The sequence below is a fragment of the Ruegeria sp. AF5 genome (assembly GCF_056541905.1).
This window is the reverse complement of record NZ_JBQFYZ010000024.1, coordinates 1-17,955: the sequence shown is the minus strand read 5'-3', so window position 1 is coordinate 17,955 and position 17,955 is coordinate 1. Positions and strand designations below refer to the sequence as shown.

Here is a 17,955-nt window from a genome sequence, read left to right as displayed (position 1 = left end):
CACCCGATAACTGCGCGACACCTATAGTCAAACTTTGGGAATAACACGACATCAAGCCGCTTGAGCTCGTCGCTGACTTCAAACGCAACGCAGTCTCCTGTGAGGTTATTTCGCGTCAACGCCGCGTGTCATTTGGAAGGGCATGCCGGATTGCCGGAAAAGGCTTTGACCAAACAGATCGACGCAACCTACCTGAAGGCACATCGGACAGCGATCAGTTTGGGCGTAACAACTGGGGGCGTAGACGCCTGATTGATCGGACCAACGGTGTCATGAACACAAAGCTGCACACCGTCTGCGACAGTCAGGGGCGTCCGATCAACCTGTTCGCCACCGCTGGAAAGGTCAGCGCTTACATCGGGGCGAGGGCATTGCTAAGGACTCCACCAAATGTCGAGTGGCTTTCGGAAACCGAGGCTATGATGCAGACTGGTTCAGAGAAGCTTTAAAATACTGCAGACTGTAACGCGTTTCATGGGGCTTTTTGTCTCAATAGGTTTGTTCGGCGCCCCTTTTAACAAAAGCGCCGCCAAATCTTAGCTTACACCGACCTATTTCTTGAGATTGGTCCAGATCTGGTCATAGACCGCCTGAGTTTCCTCGTCGCAGACTTCGAGGAACACGCCTTGTCCCGCGTCCGCATGAGGGTTCTTTTCAGGCTGCGCCGCCAGTTCCGGATCAAGGAACTCGGTCACCCCGTTAACGCCCGCGTTATACTGCGCATAGTTGGTCACTGCGGCAATGTTTTCCGGTTCCAGCAGGAAGTCCATGAATTTCAGGGCATTATCGCGGTTCGGCGCATCTTTCAGCAGAACAACATTGTCCATCCACGCCACGTAGCCCTGAGCCGGGAAGGCATATTCGACGTTGGCACCTTCTTCCCGAGCCTTTGCGGAAAAGCCGTCATAGATCTGACCGACTGCCGCATCACCGGACACCAGCACCTCTTTGGCGGTATCCGAGTTGAACGACACCCAGTGCTGTTTGGCGTTCTGAAGCATATCGTTCAGTGCCTTCAGTTGCTCACGATCGTTCGAACACTGCGGGATGCCCAGGTGTAGCGAGGCCATGGCCATCACGTCACCTTGGCTGTCCAGCATGTTGATCTTGCCTGACAGTTCGGCGGGTGGGTTGAACAGGATGTCCGTAGTCTGAATGTCGCCACTGTATACATCGCGGTTCACCGCAAACGAGGTCGAGCCCCACTGATACGGGATCGAATGAGTACGGCCCGGATCAAAGCTTGGGTCGGCCCATTCGGCCGAGATGTTGCCCTTGTTGACCAACTCGCCCTCGGCGATGGTATCCAGCAGCCCTTCGCCAGCCATGATTTTAACCATATAATCGCCGGGCACTGCCACGTCATAGGTGCCGATGCCGCCTGCTTTCAACGTGGCCAGCATCGCTTCGTTCGAGTCGTAGGTGTCCATTGTCACGGCGATACCGGTTTGCTCGGTGAACTTGTCCAGCAGTTCCTGCGGTATGTATTCGAACCAGTGATAGACCACCAGTTCGCCCTCAGCGACGGCCGCATTGGCTGAAACTGCAAGGGCAAAAGCTGCAGCACTGGATTTCAGAAGATGTTTCATGGATTTGCTCCTTGTTGGGTTATTTTGTGTTGTCAGACTTGCTGACGAAATAGCTGATCGTAACCATGATGATCGATACGCTCAGCAACATGGTTGAAATCGCCATGATGTTTGGTTTGATGCCCTGCTTGACCGACCCGAAGATTGCGGTGGGCAATGTTTCGACACCCGCACCTTTGACGAAGTTGGTGATGATGAAGTCGTCAAGCGAGACGATGAAGGCCAGCAGAAAGCCCGAGATGATCCCCGGCATCATTAGCGGCAGCAAAATCTTGGTGAACGCCTGTCGTTTGGTGGCGTAAAGATCAAGCGCTGCCTGCTCGTAGCTGTCCTCGATCCCCTGCATCCGGGCTGAGATCGGCAGGTATGCAAAGGGAATGCAGAAAGAGATATGGGCGACCAGGATCGTTGTGTAGCCGCGGGTGAACCCGATCGAGTTGAAAAAGATCAGTGTGGCAGTAGCAAGCACGATTTCGGGGACCATGATCGGTAGAGAAATCAGCCCAAATGTTGCCGCGCGCAGCTTGAACTTGCCGCCTCGAACCATCGCTGTGGCAGCCAGCGTCGCAATTGTCGTTGCAATGGTGGCCGCGACAATCGCAATGGTAAAGCTGTTGAACGCCGCAGCTTTGAATTTGGCGCTTTCAGGACCGGTAAACACATCGGTATACCAGCGCAGCGAAAGACCTTCCCAGTTGGTGATCGATTGGGATGCGTTGAAGCTATAGATCGTCACGATGACCAGAGGGGCATATAGGATCACCAGACAAGCCAGAGTGACGGTTTTGAAGCCCCTGTAGGACTTGATGTTTTCATTCACCTGCGCCATGACTTACCCCTTCGCCTTGCTGGCTTTGGCCTGTTGACGGGCCGAGATCACCAGGATGATCAACACCATAGTCAGAAGGATCATCGAGGCGGCCGCACCAAACGGCCAATTCCCGGCGTTGCCCTTAAACTGTTCCTCGATCAAAGAACCGATCATGAAGTTCTTTGCACCGCCCAGCAGGTCAGGTGCCAGGAACGAACCCATAGAAGGCACGAAGACCAGAATGCAGCCCGCCATCACACCCGGCTTCACAGCTGGCAACACGATCCGGCGCAGCGTTGTCATTTTGCTTGCATAGAGATCTGCAGCAGCTTCGCTCAGCGAGAAGTTATACCGCTCGACAGCTGCGTAGATCGGCAGAACCATGAAGGGCAAGTAGGAATAGAACAAACCCAACTGAACCGCGAAATTGGTGTTAACGATGGCGATCGGGCTGTCGATCAGGCCGATATTGATCAGAAAGTCGTTCAACGGCCCCTGATCCCTTAACAGGAATTTCATCGACACGGTGCGGATCAGCAGGTTTACCCAATAGGGAATTGTAATCAGGAAGACCCACAGCGGGCGTACGCTTTCCGGACGTGTCGCAATGAAATATGCGGTTGGAAAACCGATCACCAGGCTCAGCAGTGTCGCCGCACCTGCTTGCCAGATCGACCGCCAGAAAATAGTGATATAGGTCCACTCGATCTTGGGAGGCTCGTCCCCGAAAAGACCGCGGTCAAAGAAGAACTGATCGTAAGCTGCAAGGCTGAATTCCCAGATCACGCCGCCCCGGAATTCCTTGGTCAGGAAGGAATAGACCAGCATCATCAGAACCGGGGCCAATACGAAGATTGTCAAAACCGTCCAGGCCGGAAGCAAAAGCCAGTTTCTGGCTTCTTTGTACGTGTCGGTTGTTGCGCTGCCGCCGCTTGCTGCACCTGCTGCCATCAGTCCACCAGGAGGCGACCCGCCCCCAGCTCCATGTTGACGAACATGTCCGTGCCAGGCTCAAAGATACGTTTGTTACCACGATCCGAGTTTGACGTGCGCACCACGAAATCCGGGCCATCCTGCAAATCAACGATTGTGCTGATATCGGTGCCGACAAAGATGTTTTCTTTGACGCGACCTTTCAGGCTTTCGGTTTCAACCGGTTTGTCGGACATGTAAAGACGCTCGGGCCGGATCGACATGTGCACCTTGGAGCCGGGATTGATCCCTTCGACCTGATCACAGGTCAGCTCGTGCCCGCCGCCCAGATGGCAGATCGCGCGCCCATTGCGGATCTCATCGACCGAGACCTCCAACAGGTTGGTTTCTCCGATGAAATCCGCCACAAACATGTTGCGTGGACGTTCATAGATATCGGTCGGCGTACCCAGCTGTTGCAGTTCGCCGGCGGACATTACCGCGATCCGGTCTGACATTGTCAGCGCTTCTTCCTGATCGTGCGTGACGAAGATGAAGGTAATCCCGGTCTCGCGCTGCAAATGTTTCAGTTCGATCTGCATCGCCTTGCGCAGCTTCAGGTCCAGCGCCGAGAGAGGTTCGTCCAGAAGTAATACCTTGGGCTGTGGAGCCAGCGCCCGAGCCAGCGCAACGCGTTGCTGCTGACCGCCCGAAAGCTGCGACGGCTTGCGGGCCGCAAATTGAGATAGTTGCACCAGTTCAAGCATCTCGCCCGCACGGCTGCGTGCTTCACTCTTGGATTTGCCTCGCATTTCCAGGCCGAAAGCCACGTTTTCAAGAATAGTCATATGCGGAAACAGCGCATAGTTCTGGAAAACTGTGTTCACCGGTCGCTGGTTTGGCGGCAGGTTTTCAATCTCTTCTCCGTAAAGGTAGATTGCGCCTTCAGTGACGGATTCAAACCCCGCGATCATTCGTAAAAGGGTTGTCTTGCCGCACCCGGACGGGCCAAGCAACGTGAAGAATTCGTTATCGGCGATCGTGAGTGAGATTGTCTTCAACGCAGTAAAATCGCCATAGCGTTTCACGGCGCTCTGCACATCAATCGCAACTTTTGGGTTGTGTGGCAAAAGGAACCTCCCTTACGCGCATCTGCTTTTTGAAACGATAGAAAAGCAGTGTTGAGGCGTTAAGAACTGTGTTCCTTAGCGTTCGTTAGCAAATACCTAACCCTTGGGTTCATCTTTTGATTTGTAGATATAATGCTCCTGCATGTTTGCTTTGTGACAAACTAACCAACGCTGTGGAAAGCCTGTCTTTTGATCGACCTGCTGGTTGAGCTAGTCGAAGTGGGCAAACACGGGGATAATACTGTCTATGCAATCTAGAAGAAGTGAAGCGGATGCGATCGGGTCACTAGACCTGCCCATTGGGGTTCTGTACGGAATTCAAACCGAGCGTGCACGGCAGAACTTTCCGATCACCGGCGTGCCGCTGTCACATTTTTCCAGCATCGTCGTTGCCCTGGCCATGGTCAAACAAGCCGCCGCTCGGGCAAATTCCGAAATTGGTGGCATTGAGACGCAAAAGGCAGAAGCGATAGATGCGGTCTGCCAGGAAATTATCGGCGGCAAGCATCACGAACACTTCGTGGTGGACATGATTCAGGGTGGCGCAGGAACTTCGACCAACATGAATGCCAATGAGGTCATTGCAAACCTCGCCCTAACAAAGCTGGGTTATGCCCCCGGAGAGTACGAGCATCTCCACCCCAATGACGATGTGAACCACGGTCAGTCCACAAATGATGTGTATCCGACTGCCGTCCGGCTTGCTGTACTTTTTCATGTAGAGCCGCTTTGCGCCGCGTTAAAGGGGTTGCAATCTGCATTTGAAGATCGCGCCGGGGCCTTCGCCGACATCGTTAAGGTCGGTCGAACCCAATTGCAGGACGCAGTGCCCATGTCTATGGGCGCCGAATTCAGAGCTTTTGCCGTCACCGTCGGTGAGGACATTGATCGAATCCGCGAAATTGGGCGATGTCTAACGGAAATCAATCTTGGTGGTACTGCAATTGGCACCGTTGTAAATGCCGAAGTCGGCTATGACACGTGCGCCGTTGCCCACCTGGCAGAGATTTCGGGCTTCGACCTCAAACACGCCAGTGACCTGATCGAGGCCTCTTCCGACCTGGGAGGATTCGTCACCTTTTCGGGCATTCTCAAACGTCTGGCTGTTAAACTGTCGAAAACCTGTAACGACTTGCGGTTGCTGTCTTCTGGCCCGCGTGCCGGACTGGGCGAGATCACATTGCCTGCAGTGCAGGCCGGGTCTTCCATAATGCCCGGCAAGGTCAACCCAGTCATCCCGGAAGTGGTCAACCAAATTTGCTATCAGACCATTGGAAACGATCTGGTAGTGACGATGGCCTCAGAAGCAGGTCAGCTGCAGCTGAATGCGATGGAGCCCGTCGTTGCCTACAATCTCCTGAAGTCGCTGAAGATTCTGATCAATGGTACGAAAGTCCTGACCGAGAAATGTGTTCTCGGTATCGAAGCGAACGCGGATCGCTGCAAGGATCTGCTGGATAACAGCCTAGTTCTTGCCACCGCACTTGTTCCGTATCTGGGGTACGATGCCACTGCGCGCGTTGCCAAACATGCTTTGGCCACCGGCGCATCAATCCGCGATGTTGTTATCGAAGAAGGGTTGGTCCCTGAGAGCGAATTGGACAAGATTCTATCTCCGGTGGCAATGCTCGACAGGGCGGTGCCCTCATGAACCGGTTCTATCTCTCTCGTATATAGCCATTAGCCCGCAACTTGTTGCCTGGTGCGAAGGGGTATCCGAGGCCCCTTTCGGAGAAAACCAAACGACGTATGAAAAGGAGAAAGCGCTACAATGAAGGTACTGGTACCTGTCAAACGCGTGATTGACTACAATGTGAAGGTCCGCGTGAAAGCGGACGGTAGCGGTGTTGATCTCGCCAATGTCAAAATGTCGATGAACCCGTTCGACGAGATTGCGGTTGAAGAGGCCATTCGCCTGAAAGAGGCTGGCAAGGCAGACGAAGTTGTTGCCGTTTCAATTGGTGTGAAGCAGGCGCAGGAGACGCTGCGGACCGCGCTGGCCATGGGGGCTGATCGGGCGATTCTGGTTGTTGCGACGGATGATGTGCATACCGATATCGAGCCGCTGGCGGTTGCCAAGATCCTGGCCAAGGTGGTCGAGGAAGAGCAGCCCGGCATCGTTCTGGCGGGCAAGCAGGCGATCGACAACGACATGAACGCCACCGGTCAGATGCTGTCGGCCCTGCTGGGCTGGTCGCAGGGCACCTTTGCCTCGGAACTGGATATCGAAGGCGACAGTGCCAAGATCACCCGCGAGGTGGATGGCGGGTTGCAGACCATCAGCGTCAAGATGCCGACCATCGTGACCGTTGACCTGCGCCTGAACGAGCCGCGCTATGCGTCGCTGCCCAACATCATGAAGGCGAAGAAAAAGCCGCTGGACGAGAAAACCGCCGCCGATTACGGCGTCGACGTCACGCCGCGCCTGGAAATCGTCAAGACCGAAGAACCGCCGGCACGGGCCGCTGGTATCATCGTTGGCTCGGTGGATGAGCTGGTTTCGAAACTCAAAGAAGCGGGGGCTGTGTAATGGCTGTACTTCTGCTTGCCGAAGTCAACAATGGCGAACTGGCGCTGGACGCCACCGCCAAGGCCGTCAACGCCGCTAGGGCGCTGGGTGACGTGACCGTTCTGGCCGCGGGTGGCTCGGCCGCCGCTGCCGGCGAGGCTGCCGCCAAGATCGACGGCGTGTCCAAGGTGCTGGTTGCCGAAGACGCGTCGCTGGGTCATCGCCTGGCGGAATCGACCGCCGCGCTGATCGTGGGTCTGGCCGATGGGTACGAGCATATCGTGGCCCCCGCGACCACCGACGCCAAGAACGTGATGCCGCGCGTCGCAGCCCTGCTGGACGTTATGGTGATCTCGGATGCCTCGGGTGTGGTTGACGGCTCGACGTTTGAGCGCCCGATCTATGCGGGCAACGCGATCCAGACCGTGAAGTCGAACGACGCCAAGAAGGTCGTCACCATCCGCACCGCCAGCTTTGACGCGGCGGGCGAAGGTGGCTCGGCTGCGGTCGAGACCATCTCGGTCGGCGACAATCCCGGCCTGTCGTCGTGGGTCGAAGACAAGGTGGCTGCAAGCGACCGTCCGGAACTGACCTCGGCTGGCGTTGTTGTCTCGGGCGGCCGTGGTGTCGGCTCGCAAGACGACTTCAAGCTGATCGAAGCTCTGGCTGACAAGCTGGGTGCCGCGGTTGGCGCATCGCGCGCCGCTGTGGACTCGGGCTATGCCCCGAACGACTGGCAAGTGGGTCAGACCGGCAAGGTTGTTGCCCCCGATCTTTATGTCGCCGTCGGCATCTCGGGCGCAATCCAGCACCTTGCGGGCATGAAGGATTCAAAGGTCATCGTTGCGATCAACAAGGACGAAGAAGCGCCGATCTTCCAGGTCGCCGACTTCGGACTGGTTGCCGACCTGTTCCAGGCAGTCCCTGAGCTGACCGAAAAACTCGGCTGACCACAGCCCGGGATCAGAGCCCCACAACCACCAAAGGCCCGCCACCAAGCGGGCCTTTTTCAATTCAATCCCCTCAAAGCCACCTCAAGCTTCAAAGCTATCTCCCTATGCGCCGAGGGGCTTAAACGTCTACAGTAACGGCCATGAAGGATTTGCGCGCCTCGTCCGTGCGGATGTCCTACACAACCGGCGCGCCCTTTTCGATGATCCAGCTGTCGCCCGGCCCATAGATTACGGTGTCGCCGGTGCCTCATTGGTCAGGGCGACTTCACCATCCAGCAAAGTGGCATGTTCGTGGAACCTGTAAGTGACCCGGTACTTGCCGCGCGTAGCACTAAACTGGCCACCGAACACAGGCGCGTCCGGATTAATTATGTCGAAACTGCCTGCGCATTTGATCTCGCCCTCAATCGTCTCCGAACCAATTGATTCTGGGCTGCCCCACAAATCCAATGCATCTCGTTTCATGTTCTGAAGATAGGGGGTTATAAGACGTGCATTGGTCCTCATGTTTTCAGGTCGTTCAAAATACGCTCCATCATCGCATCACATTCAGCCAATTGCTGAAGCGACAGGTATTCGTCGGGCTTGTGCCCCTGACCTTCCATCGAGCCCGGTCCGCACACCACGGTTGGAACGCCAAGCTTCTCAAAGAACCCCGCCTCTGTCCCAAAGGCAACTTTGGTGGTGGTGGTGCGTTGTGCTAGTTTTCGGGCATAGGTAACCACCGGATCGTCGTCCCTGACGTCTAGTCCGGGATAGGCGTTGTACTGTTCAACCTCGATCCGAGCCCCGCGCCAAGCCGCATGATAGGGTCTCGCCACACGATCCGCTGCTTGTTGAATACGGTCGAACAGGTCCTCGGCGCGATCAACAGCCAAGTGGCGGTATTCGAATGTCAGCTCGGCCCGATCAGGAACAATGTTCAACGCCATTCCCCCCGAGAGTTTGCCAACATGAACCGTCGTATAGGGGATGGCATAAGCTGCGTCGCGCGCGCCGTTAAAGGCGAAATCATCCTGAAGCGCGCGCAATTCGGCCAGGAAGTCAGATGCAAGATGCAACGCGTTGACGAACCGGGGTGCCAGCGCGGAATGGCCGTTTTGCCCATAGCAGGTGGCGCGCAAGGCCGCCTTGCCCTTGTGGCCAACCGCCACCTGCAATTTTGTCGGCTCACCCACGAAACAGGCGCGCGGTCGACCGATCATTGGCTTGAGCTGGTCCAGCATATGCTGAATGCCAACGCAGCCCACCTCTTCGTCATAGGACAGCACGATTTTCAAAGGTTCGCCCAGTTTGACCTGGGTCGCGCGGTCTGCCAGCGCCAGTATCGACGCGACATAGCCCTTCATGTCGGTGGTGCCTCGCCCGTAAACCTTGTCACCCTCACGGGTCAGGTGGAACGGATCACGAGTCCAGGGCTGGCCCTCGACCGGCACGACATCGGTATGGGCGGACAACAACACGCCCGGACCCACCGGGCCGGTTTCCGCGTATATTCCCGCCTTGGTGCCGGTTGGATCATCAATGCGGCGCACGGAAAACCCACGCGCCGCCAGATAGTCAGTGACATAATCGATCAGTTCGAGGTTGGACTTGGCGCTGACCGTGTCAAACCCGACAAGCCGATCAAGAATATCCAGGGTCTGCGTCATATCAGTCGACAGCCAGTTCCGTGATTTCACGGCGAAACGGCAAATCATCCCCGATATCCGGCGTATCGAGTTCACGCGCATAGCGGTGACCTGCATATGTCGCCCAGGCAATGGGCCCTGGCGCATTGGCATCACCGATCAGTTTGACGGTCTTGATCCCCGCATCGGCCCAGTCGCCTTCGCGGGCCATCAGGTCTTCAAAAATCTGGTCGTTGCCCACACGCGAGGCGACCATGACCACGGCATCCGCCTCGATCCGCCAGGTGCGGTCGGTATAGGTACAATTCGACACGACGTGATCGGGGTGGATTTCCGTGATGCCCTGGTTCAGCACGATGTCGACACCGGCCTCGACCAGACGCGGATGGATCGCGATTTGTTCCAGCGTGTTGTTGGTCCAGTCGCTGACATAGGCCGAAGGCGTCACCAGCGTAACCTGTGCCCGGTTCTTGGCCAGCAATTCGGCCAGAACGCCGCCCATGTAATAGTGGTCGTCATCGTAAACCACGACACGGCCTTCGGGAATGGTTCCGTCCATCAGATCGTCCGGGGTATAGATCTTGGCCCCTTCGGCGATCGGCATCGGCACAATGTGCTGACGCGCGACACCATCGCAACGCCATGTGGAGCCGGTGGCCAGACAGATGTTCTGAAAGCCAAACTCCAGAATGCTTTCGGCATCCAGTTTACTTTCGAAATAGGTTTCGACATTCGGCTTCTGGCTGATCTGGTATTCCCGATATTCCAGAACGCGGCCCCAGGCGCTGAGGCCCGGCAGCTTGCGCTCTTTCGCGACGCGACCACCCAGAACGGTGGTGGCTTCGGCAATCGCCACGTCGTAACCGCGTTCGGCCAGGGCGCGTGCCGCTTCCAGACCGGCAGGACCAGAGCCCACGACCAGTACGTTTTCACTATCGCCCTTCTGGTTCATCCGTTCAGGGTGCCAGCCCTTGCGCCATTCTTCCATGAACGTGGGGTTCTGGGTGCAACGGCTGATCGACATGGTCATGTCGCCGGTGATGCAGATGTTGCAACCAATACATTCGCGGATATCGTCGATCCGGCCTTCCTCGATCTTTTTCGGCAGGAACGGGTCGGCGATCGAGGGGCGCGCGCAGCCGATCATAGTCAGAACGCCGGATTTGATCTGCTTGACCATCGTATCGGCCGAGGTAAAGCGGCCCACGCCTACAATCGGCTTGTCGGTCAGTTCCTGAATGCCGCGCACCAGGTTTTCCTGCGCCGATTCATCCTTGAACCGTGACGGGCCCGAGCAATCTTCCCAAGTGCCTTGCGCCAGATCCCAAAGATCCGGCAGATCTTTGTTCATCTCGACATAATCGCGCACCTCGGCGTTTGAGAAACCAAGTTCGCCAATGGTTTCGTCCAGACTGACGCGCAGGGCGATACCCATCGTGTCGCCCACAGCATCCTTGATATCTGCGATCACTTCCTGGCTGAATCGCGCGCGGTTTTCCAGGCTGCCGCCATATTCGTCCGAACGCTGGTTGGTGGCGCGGCTCAGGAAGTGCTGGAAAATGCCAAAGCCGTGAGCGCCGTACAGGTTGATGAGATCAAAGCCTGCCTCTTTCGAGCGTTTCGCCGCATTCACAAACCAACGGCGCAGATCGCGGATATCGGATTTCGACAGCGCGCGCGCCTGAACCGGATCATTGGTAAAGGTTCGGATCGGAAGCGCCGAGGGGGCCAGTGGCACTTCCTTGGTGTAGAGGTTCGGACCGTTGATGCCGGAATAGGCCAGCTGGATACCGGCGAGCGCGCCATGCGTCTTCATTTTCTCGGACATCTTGCGCAATTGCGGGATGTCCTTGTCTTCCCACAGGCGCAGTTCGATGAACGGGGTGATTTCCGATGTGTGGTGCATTTCGCACTGCTCGGTGAAGATAACACCCCAACCGCCTTCGGCCTTGATACCACGCATCTCAGCCGCAGCGGACGGGTCACGATACCCGCCACCGTTGCAGTGTGGCACCTGATAAAACCGGTTTTTTGCCGTGAGTGGCCCGATATTCACCGGTTCAAACAAGATATCGTAACGTGGGTCGCGCAATTTCGCCTCCTTCGCTCCTGACTTGTCAAGCAAGATACAGGTAATTGCGCCGCCCGAAAGTTGGGCTTGCGAAATCAACGGTTAGGTTTCGGCTAATTGTCGGTGCGCTTATTCCACTTTGCCTTCGATTCCCGGCAAGGCATTTTCCTTAATAAAGTCAGTACAGTAGGTGATAAACGATTTGACCGAAATCGTGTTCTCGGCATCTGTGGCCATCAGTAGTCCAAGACGCATCGGGCGCTCATCGCCCAACAGGGGAATGGTGCGCAGCGGTTTTCCGTCCGGCGATAAGTTGTTCAGGGGTTTGACATTGGCCAGCCCGAACCCGTACCCGTTCGCAACCAGACTGCGCATGACCGCCATATCCTTTGTTTTCTCGGCAATGAACGGCTTTTTGCCGATCTTCTGGAAGAAGGACAGGAAATAATCGGCACTGAAGGGCAGATCGAGCAGCACCATCGGATAATCGGCCAGCATCTCAACAGATACAAACGGGTGCTTGGCAAGCGGATGGCCCTCGCAAACCATTGCGTAGGGCGGTAACTCAGCCAGCGAGACAAAGCGAAGGTCGGCAGGAATATCCAGATTATACGTAAGCGCGATATCAATTTCGGCCCTGCGAATATTGCTGAATATATCGGCCTGGTTCAATTCGTACTGACGAACGCGCACCTCGGGGAAGGCATCCTCGAACTTGCGCCGGATGCTGGGCAGGATCAGCTGAGCAAATGTCGACAGGCATCCGACATTCAATGGACCCCGCGCAACCCCCGCGATATTGCCAGCCAAATCCATCAGACCTTCCGCTTCGCGCAGAACGGTATGTGCCTTGTCAAGCATCGCCCGGCCGGCCTGGGTCAATGATAAACCCTGTGCATGCTGCCGAACGAACAGGGGTAGTCCGAATTCCTTTTCGAGCTGAGAAATCGCCGCCGAAATCGACGGCGACGATACGTTGACCTTTTCAGAGGCAACCGCGATTGAGCCTGCCTCGCCGACCGCTACGAAGTATTCAAGCTGGCGCAAGGTGTATCTGATCGGCAAGTGCGGGCCCCTTTGATGGTCGGGATCAGGCCTTGTATTTGATCCACGTCGTTTTCAGAGCAGTATACTTTTCAAGAGAATGCAAGGACAAGTCCCGGCCAAACCCTGACTGTTTCATACCCCCGAAAGGCGTCTGCGCCGAGAGGGCATCGACAGTGTTTACTGACACTGTACCCACCATCAACTTGTCGGATACCCGGCACGCGCGGCTCAGGTTATCCGTCCACACCGAGGCCGCCAAGCCATAGATCGAGTCGTTGGCCATCGCCACCGCTTCGTCTTCTGAGTCAAACGGAATAACTGACAAGACAGGGCCGAAGATCTCGTCACGGGCCAGCGGGTTGTCGTGCGAAACATCGTCAAAGATTGTCGGCTGGATAAAGTTGCCTTTGCCCGCAACTGTCACCTGCGCACCACCTGCAACGAGATTGGCGGTTTTCTTGCCTTCCTCGACAAACCGCATGATCCCCTGCGTTTGTTTTCTGTCCACGATTGCGCCCATTTTCGACGCTGGGTCCAGCGGGTCGCCGGGCTGCATGTTGGTGGCGCGTACGATCAGTTTTTCGACAAATGCGTCCTTGATCGAGCGTTCAACATACAGGCGTGAGTTGGCCGAGCACACTTCGCCCTGATTAAAAAAGATGCCAAATGCTGCCATGTCGGCTGCCGTATCCAGATCCTCGCAGTCGGCGAAAACCAGATTGGGGCTTTTGCCGCCGGTTTCAGGCCAGACCTGCTTCAGATTCGACTGGCCGGAATATTGCATGAACATCTTGCCGATCGCGGTCGAGCCCGTGAAGGCCAGGCAATCGACATCCATATGAAGACCCAGCGCGCGGCCAGCCGTGGCGCCAAAACCGGGTACCACGTTGAAGACCCCGTCGGGCACACCGGCTTCGGCCGCCAGCTCAGCAAGGCGCAACGCCGACAGGGGCGATTGTTCGGCAGGTTTCAACACGACCGAGTTGCCCGCAGCCAGTGCAGCGGCCCCTTTCCACGTCGCCATGTCCAGCGGGAAGTTCCAGGGCGTCACCGCGCCGACAACCCCCAAAGGCACACGAGAGACCAGCGCCAGATCGCCTGGAGCAGTTGGCGCAACCTCGTCATAAATCTTGTCGATGGCTTCGGCGTACCACTGGAAGAAATGCGCCGATCCCGGGGCATCTATGGTCACGGCGTCGTTGACCAGCTTGCCCATATCCAGACTGTCCAGCAGCGCCATCTCTTCCAGGTTTGTGCGGATCAGGTTCGCCAATTTCAGCAATATTTCTTTACGGCCACCAGGGGCCATACGCGACCAGCGCCCGTCTTCGAATGCGGCGCGGCCAGCTTCAACGGCGCGGTTGATGTCAGCCGCGTCCCCTTCGGCAACCTGCGCCAGAACTTCGTCGGTTGCCGGGTTGATGCAATCAAATGTCCTACCTGACGCGGCGTCGACGAATTTGCCGTTGATAAAGGCCTGACCCTTGATTTTCAGGTTTGCGGCACGGGTCTTCCAGTCTTCGTGTGAATGGTCCGGCATTCGGATACTCCCTGATTATTCGTCGCCCGGCACGCCGTATGAAGGTGCTTCGCACGGATCAAGCGCGCGCTGGACATAGGCGTCAAGCTGCGGTTTGTAGATGTCCCAGGCGGTGGCGATGTTTTCGATCGGGCAGTCTTCGGTCCAGTCGCAACGCAGATCCGCCACCGGCCAACTGACCTTGTCAACGATCTTCATGCCTGCGGAATGCACCGGACCAGCCTCGCCACCTGCGGCAAGGGCCGCGCGCATGGCCGCGATCAGGCGATCACCGATATGACCCGATGCTGCAAGATACCCATCGACAATCGCCTGCGGCACGGTGTCATTGGCCAGAAGATTTCCGCCAGACGCAACATTTTCAGCCTGCGCCTGTGTCCAGATGCCCAACGAGTTTGGACCCGAATGGATCGCTGTTGTCCCGTTTGCGTCAACCGCCAGAACCTGCCTGTATTCGATGAACTTACCGCGCTTTACGACCTCTGCCACCGCGTCGGCTGCTGACAACCCCTGTTCCATCAAATCCAGCGTGAGCGGGCCAAGGCTGGGATCGGTGACATTCTGCGAGGCAACAGCGCCAACACCTGCGCGCGCGAACGAGCAGCGGGCGGCGACGGCCGGTGAAGACGACGAAATCGCCAACCCGAACATTCCGGTGTCGGGACAGCGCGCAACCAGAGAAAAAGTCATGAACGACTCCTGTGAAGAAATCCCAGACCGGGCCGCTCTGAGCAAGAGGAGAAAGGAGCCAGAGCGGCCCGGTCATCCCAAGTTAATCGGGAATAACTGCGGTTCCGTCTATTTCGACAAGCCAGTCCGGCCGTGCCAGAGCTTGCACGACAAGGCCGGTCGAGCAGGGATGCACACCTTTGATATACTCGCCCATGGTGCGGTAGACCGCTTCGCGATGGCGGACATCGGTGATGTAGACGACAACTTTTACCAGATGTTCCATCGAGCCGCCGGCTTCTTCGATCAGCTGCTTGATGTTTTGCATGACCTTGTGGGTCTGTTCGGCCGGGTCATGGCTGTCAATATTGACGGCGTCATCCAGGTTCTGCGGGCACTGACCGCGCAGATAGACGGTTTTGCCACCCTGGGTGACGACAGCTTGACACAGGTCGTTGTCCAGATTCTGTTCGGGATACGTGTCCGACGTGTTGAATTTGCGAATGCGTGTGTGCGCCATTTCGGTGTCCTGCTTTTGTTGGTTTATTCTGCGGCTGAAGCGATGATGGCAGCTTCGCCCTGATATTTGGCGTAAGAGCATTGAATCGCAATCTGGTCGGCCACGTATTTGGCGTCATGCCAAACACCCCAGAGGAAAGACGAACCGCGACGCGATTGCCAGGGCAGACCCAGGAAATAGACGTCAGGTGCCATGGAAACCCCACGCTGGTGGATCGGCGCGCCACGCTCGTCAAAGGCGTCTTCCTTGAGCCAGTTGAAATCCTGACGGAAACCGGTTGCCCAGATGATCGTTTTCACGCCTTCTTCGGCCAGGTTAATACTGTTCAGCGGGTTCGCAAGGCTGTCCGGATCGGGATGTGCAGCGCGGGCTTCGGGCTCTTCCGGCAGGTCGATACCGGTGCGTGCGACATATGCGTCAGCCATGTCCAGAACTTCCATGTAGTTTGCGTCGCCCTTGGCCACGTTTTCCCGCAGGTCGCCCTTGAAGCTGAGAATACCATCGGCATAGCTTTCTGTCAGGCCAGCCAGGGTCACGCCTTCGTTGCCCAGACGGCGGAAATCCATGGTGCGCCCGCCATAGGCACCGCTAACTGAGATGGTCACGTGTTCAGTCCCCGGTGCAGGTGCCGCCATGTCCCACAGGCCCAGAACACCTAACCACCAAACGAAATCACGGCCGCGGTATCGACGTGGCGGGCGATCATGCGGACCAACCGACAGGAACACCTTGCGGCCCGCGCGATTCAATTCGTCCGCGATCTGTGCACCGGACGACCCGGCGCCCACAACCATGACGGCGCCATCGGCCAGTTGTTCAGGGTTCTTGTAGTTGAAGGAGTGGATCTGTTCGATGTCTTCAGAGCTTGGTACGATTGGCGGAAAAACCGGATGCTGGAACGCGCCGGTGGCCGCAACGATGCGGTTGCATTCAATCTCACCCGCGGTGGTTTTCACCAGAAAACCGCCCTTGCCGGGCTGGCGGGTTGCTTCCATCACTTCGACACCTTCCCGGATCGGCGCCTTGATCATTGCAGCATAGTCAACCAGGTACTGAGCAAACCGGTCCTTGGTGACAAATTCATCAGGATCGTTGCCGTCAAACAGCATGTTCGGGAAGCGGTCATGCCAAGCGGGGCCGTTGGCCACCAGCGCATCCCAGCGGCCAGTGCGCCACGCTTCGGCCGTGCGGTTCTTTTCCAGCACGATATGCGGGACATTGTTGTTGCTCAGATGCTCACTCGCCGCGATACCGGCCTGTCCTCCGCCAACAACCAGCGTATCCGTCGTTTCAATCGTCATATCGAGATCCTCTATTAGGCACTTCGAGGGTCGCTACCCAAATGGGCGCATCCTTTTTGTAATCTTAGAAATCAACGACGCTTCTGAGAAATATGATCTCGTTAAGCATTGCTTGGGCTATGGCTAAGACCAGATCCCATTTCGACTAGGTTGTGTCGCAAACTTTTCGATGGACCAAAGCCAGCTTTATGCCAGACGCAGCTATTCTGCGATCTCGGCGAATAGCTGGAAGCCAGAGGTCGTATCAATGGCGAATTGATTCTTCCGGATCATGTTGGCTACCTCAATGCCAACCAGTGTGGCTGAAACCGATCTGAACGACTTGAACCCACGTAAGTGCCGCATGCGTCGTTTGATGAATCTGTGATCCTGCTCGATCATATTGTTTATATGCTTTGACCTGATCGTCTGTACTTTGGCGGGGCATCCGAACCGATTAAGGACTTTGTTCACTTCTCGAATGCCCGCTGCATTGGCACCGCTCTTGTCGATTACGATTTTGTTTGGGATTCCGTTTGACGACAGTGCTTTAGCAAAGAAATTGGTCGCTGCTGGACGATTTCGCCGTTCGGAAAAGCAGGAAATCGAGGGTGTTTACCGCTTTGTCACCTCCGCGATAGCGATCTTCCAATTCCCGCGCACGCGAATATAGGTTTCGTCCAAACTCCAGAAATTCTGAGTTGGACGCTTCTTTGATTGCGTACGAGCAGCAACTATCGGCGAGTACTTCGCAATCTACCTATTCTATGTGGCGTGCTCAGCTCACATACCGCGTTCAGCCATGATCTCTTCAAGGTTCCGATAGGAAACAGTGTACCGCAGGTAGAAGTAAACTGCGTACAAGATTGCATCCTTGGGGAAATGACAGCCTATCAAGGAAATCATGCGGAAACCTGTTGGAGAGCAAAACGCAAACAACAAACATCGCTGCATATATGCTCGTCAATCCGGACCGATAGTTTGCGACACATCCCGCCGTGCGTCTTCGACAGTTCAGCAAGCGTCATTTCCGCACGGATCGCTTCAAGCGCGACCTTGGCTTTGAGTTCACGAGAGCGGTTCTTTCTCGAGCCATTCTGAGTTGTCTCTCTCATCATTCGATCCGCCTAAAAAACTGGTCCGATTCCCCGCAGCTACCTCTCCCCGCGGATATGTGATCTGCGGGGATATTGAGTTTTTTTTGTGGATTACCTGCTGCGCCAGGCCTGTGTGCGGGCCAGGATGCCTTTTGATGCCATCAAATGAAAGATCCGGGCGGCTGCGTTGGTGTAG

The 17,955-nt window shown here is 56.3% G+C and carries 16 protein-coding genes and 2 pseudogenes; 4 read left to right on the top strand and 14 right to left on the bottom strand.

Annotated elements, in window-relative coordinates:
* Positions 1-168: 168 nt before the first annotated feature.
* A pseudogene (locus ACR0DS_RS19220) lies at positions 169-451 on the top strand (transposase); the annotation flags it as partial.
* A 100-nt stretch (positions 452-551) separates the two neighbouring features.
* On the opposite strand, the gene ACR0DS_RS19215 reads toward ACR0DS_RS19220, so the two are convergent.
* Genes ACR0DS_RS19215 through ACR0DS_RS19200 form a run of 4 tightly spaced genes read right to left on the bottom strand, consistent with a single transcriptional unit; the run spans position 552 to position 4,442 of the window.
* Complete coding sequence (locus ACR0DS_RS19215) at positions 552-1,589, bottom strand: extracellular solute-binding protein (RefSeq protein WP_480560811.1); 1,038 nt, start codon at positions 1,587-1,589, stop codon at positions 552-554.
* A gap of 19 nt (positions 1,590-1,608) precedes the next feature.
* A complete protein-coding gene (locus tag ACR0DS_RS19210) occupies positions 1,609-2,418 on the bottom strand; it encodes an ABC transporter permease (protein ID WP_480560809.1) in 810 nt (269 codons plus the stop codon).
* A 3-nt stretch (positions 2,419-2,421) separates the two neighbouring features.
* Complete coding sequence (locus ACR0DS_RS19205; RefSeq protein WP_480560807.1) at positions 2,422-3,351, bottom strand: ABC transporter permease; 930 nt, start codon at positions 3,349-3,351, stop codon at positions 2,422-2,424.
* Entirely contained in the window at positions 3,351-4,442 is a 1,092-nt protein-coding gene (locus tag ACR0DS_RS19200; protein WP_480560805.1) for an ABC transporter ATP-binding protein, read from the bottom strand. Before ACR0DS_RS19200 ends, ACR0DS_RS19205 begins: the two co-directional genes overlap by 1 nt.
* Before the next feature lie 247 nt (positions 4,443-4,689).
* On the opposite strand from ACR0DS_RS19200, the gene ACR0DS_RS19195 reads away from it, so the two are divergent.
* The 3 genes from ACR0DS_RS19195 (at position 4,690) to ACR0DS_RS19185 (ending at position 7,901) form a co-directional block, all read left to right on the top strand.
* Entirely contained in the window at positions 4,690-6,093 is a 1,404-nt protein-coding gene (locus ACR0DS_RS19195; protein WP_480560803.1) for an aspartate ammonia-lyase, read from the top strand.
* 120 nt (positions 6,094-6,213) lie between these two features.
* Entirely contained in the window at positions 6,214-6,972 is a 759-nt protein-coding gene (locus tag ACR0DS_RS19190) for an electron transfer flavoprotein subunit beta/FixA family protein (RefSeq protein ID WP_267364208.1), read from the top strand.
* Positions 6,972-7,901 carry an electron transfer flavoprotein subunit alpha/FixB family protein gene (locus ACR0DS_RS19185; RefSeq protein WP_267364206.1) on the top strand — a complete coding sequence of 310 codons (930 nt, stop codon included), beginning with the start codon at positions 6,972-6,974 and terminating at the stop codon, positions 7,899-7,901. The genes ACR0DS_RS19190 and ACR0DS_RS19185 overlap by 1 nt, the downstream gene beginning before the upstream one ends.
* A 231-nt stretch (positions 7,902-8,132) precedes the next feature.
* On the opposite strand, the gene ACR0DS_RS19180 is transcribed toward ACR0DS_RS19185, so the two are convergent.
* The 10 genes and pseudogenes from ACR0DS_RS19180 to ACR0DS_RS19135 form a co-directional block, all read right to left on the bottom strand.
* Positions 8,133-8,411, bottom strand: coding sequence for a hypothetical protein (locus ACR0DS_RS19180; protein ID WP_480616896.1), 279 nt, complete (start codon positions 8,409-8,411; stop codon positions 8,133-8,135).
* Complete coding sequence (gene argE / locus ACR0DS_RS19175; RefSeq protein ID WP_480560819.1) at positions 8,408-9,556, bottom strand: acetylornithine deacetylase; 1,149 nt, start codon at positions 9,554-9,556, stop codon at positions 8,408-8,410. Before argE ends, ACR0DS_RS19180 begins: the two co-directional genes overlap by 4 nt.
* Position 9,557: 1 nt before the next feature.
* Positions 9,558-11,627, bottom strand: a complete 2,070-nt coding sequence (locus ACR0DS_RS19170; RefSeq protein ID WP_480560821.1) for an oxidoreductase — start codon at positions 11,625-11,627, stop codon at positions 9,558-9,560.
* A 108-nt stretch (positions 11,628-11,735) separates the two neighbouring features.
* Entirely contained in the window at positions 11,736-12,671 is a 936-nt protein-coding gene (locus tag ACR0DS_RS19165; protein WP_480560823.1) for a LysR substrate-binding domain-containing protein, read from the bottom strand.
* 25 nt (positions 12,672-12,696) lie between these two features.
* Complete coding sequence (locus ACR0DS_RS19160; RefSeq protein WP_480560825.1) at positions 12,697-14,193, bottom strand: aldehyde dehydrogenase; 1,497 nt, start codon at positions 14,191-14,193, stop codon at positions 12,697-12,699.
* A gap of 15 nt (positions 14,194-14,208) precedes the next feature.
* Positions 14,209-14,883 carry a DUF1028 domain-containing protein gene (locus ACR0DS_RS19155; RefSeq protein ID WP_480560827.1) on the bottom strand — a complete coding sequence of 225 codons (675 nt, stop codon included), beginning with the start codon at positions 14,881-14,883 and terminating at the stop codon, positions 14,209-14,211.
* Positions 14,884-14,965: 82 nt separating this feature from the next.
* Positions 14,966-15,382 (bottom strand): RidA family protein, encoded by a 417-nt coding sequence (locus tag ACR0DS_RS19150; RefSeq protein WP_480560829.1) that lies wholly within the window; start codon positions 15,380-15,382, stop codon positions 14,966-14,968.
* 23 nt (positions 15,383-15,405) lie between these two features.
* Positions 15,406-16,683: a flavin-containing monooxygenase gene (locus ACR0DS_RS19145; RefSeq protein WP_480560831.1), complete on the bottom strand. Its 1,278-nt coding sequence runs from the start codon at positions 16,681-16,683 to the stop codon at positions 15,406-15,408.
* A gap of 201 nt (positions 16,684-16,884) precedes the next feature.
* Positions 16,885-17,568: pseudogene (locus ACR0DS_RS19140) on the bottom strand (IS6 family transposase).
* A gap of 162 nt (positions 17,569-17,730) precedes the next feature.
* Positions 17,731-17,955, bottom strand: a 225-nt coding sequence (locus tag ACR0DS_RS19135; RefSeq protein WP_480616898.1) for a hypothetical protein, incomplete at its 5' end; no start/stop codon positions are given.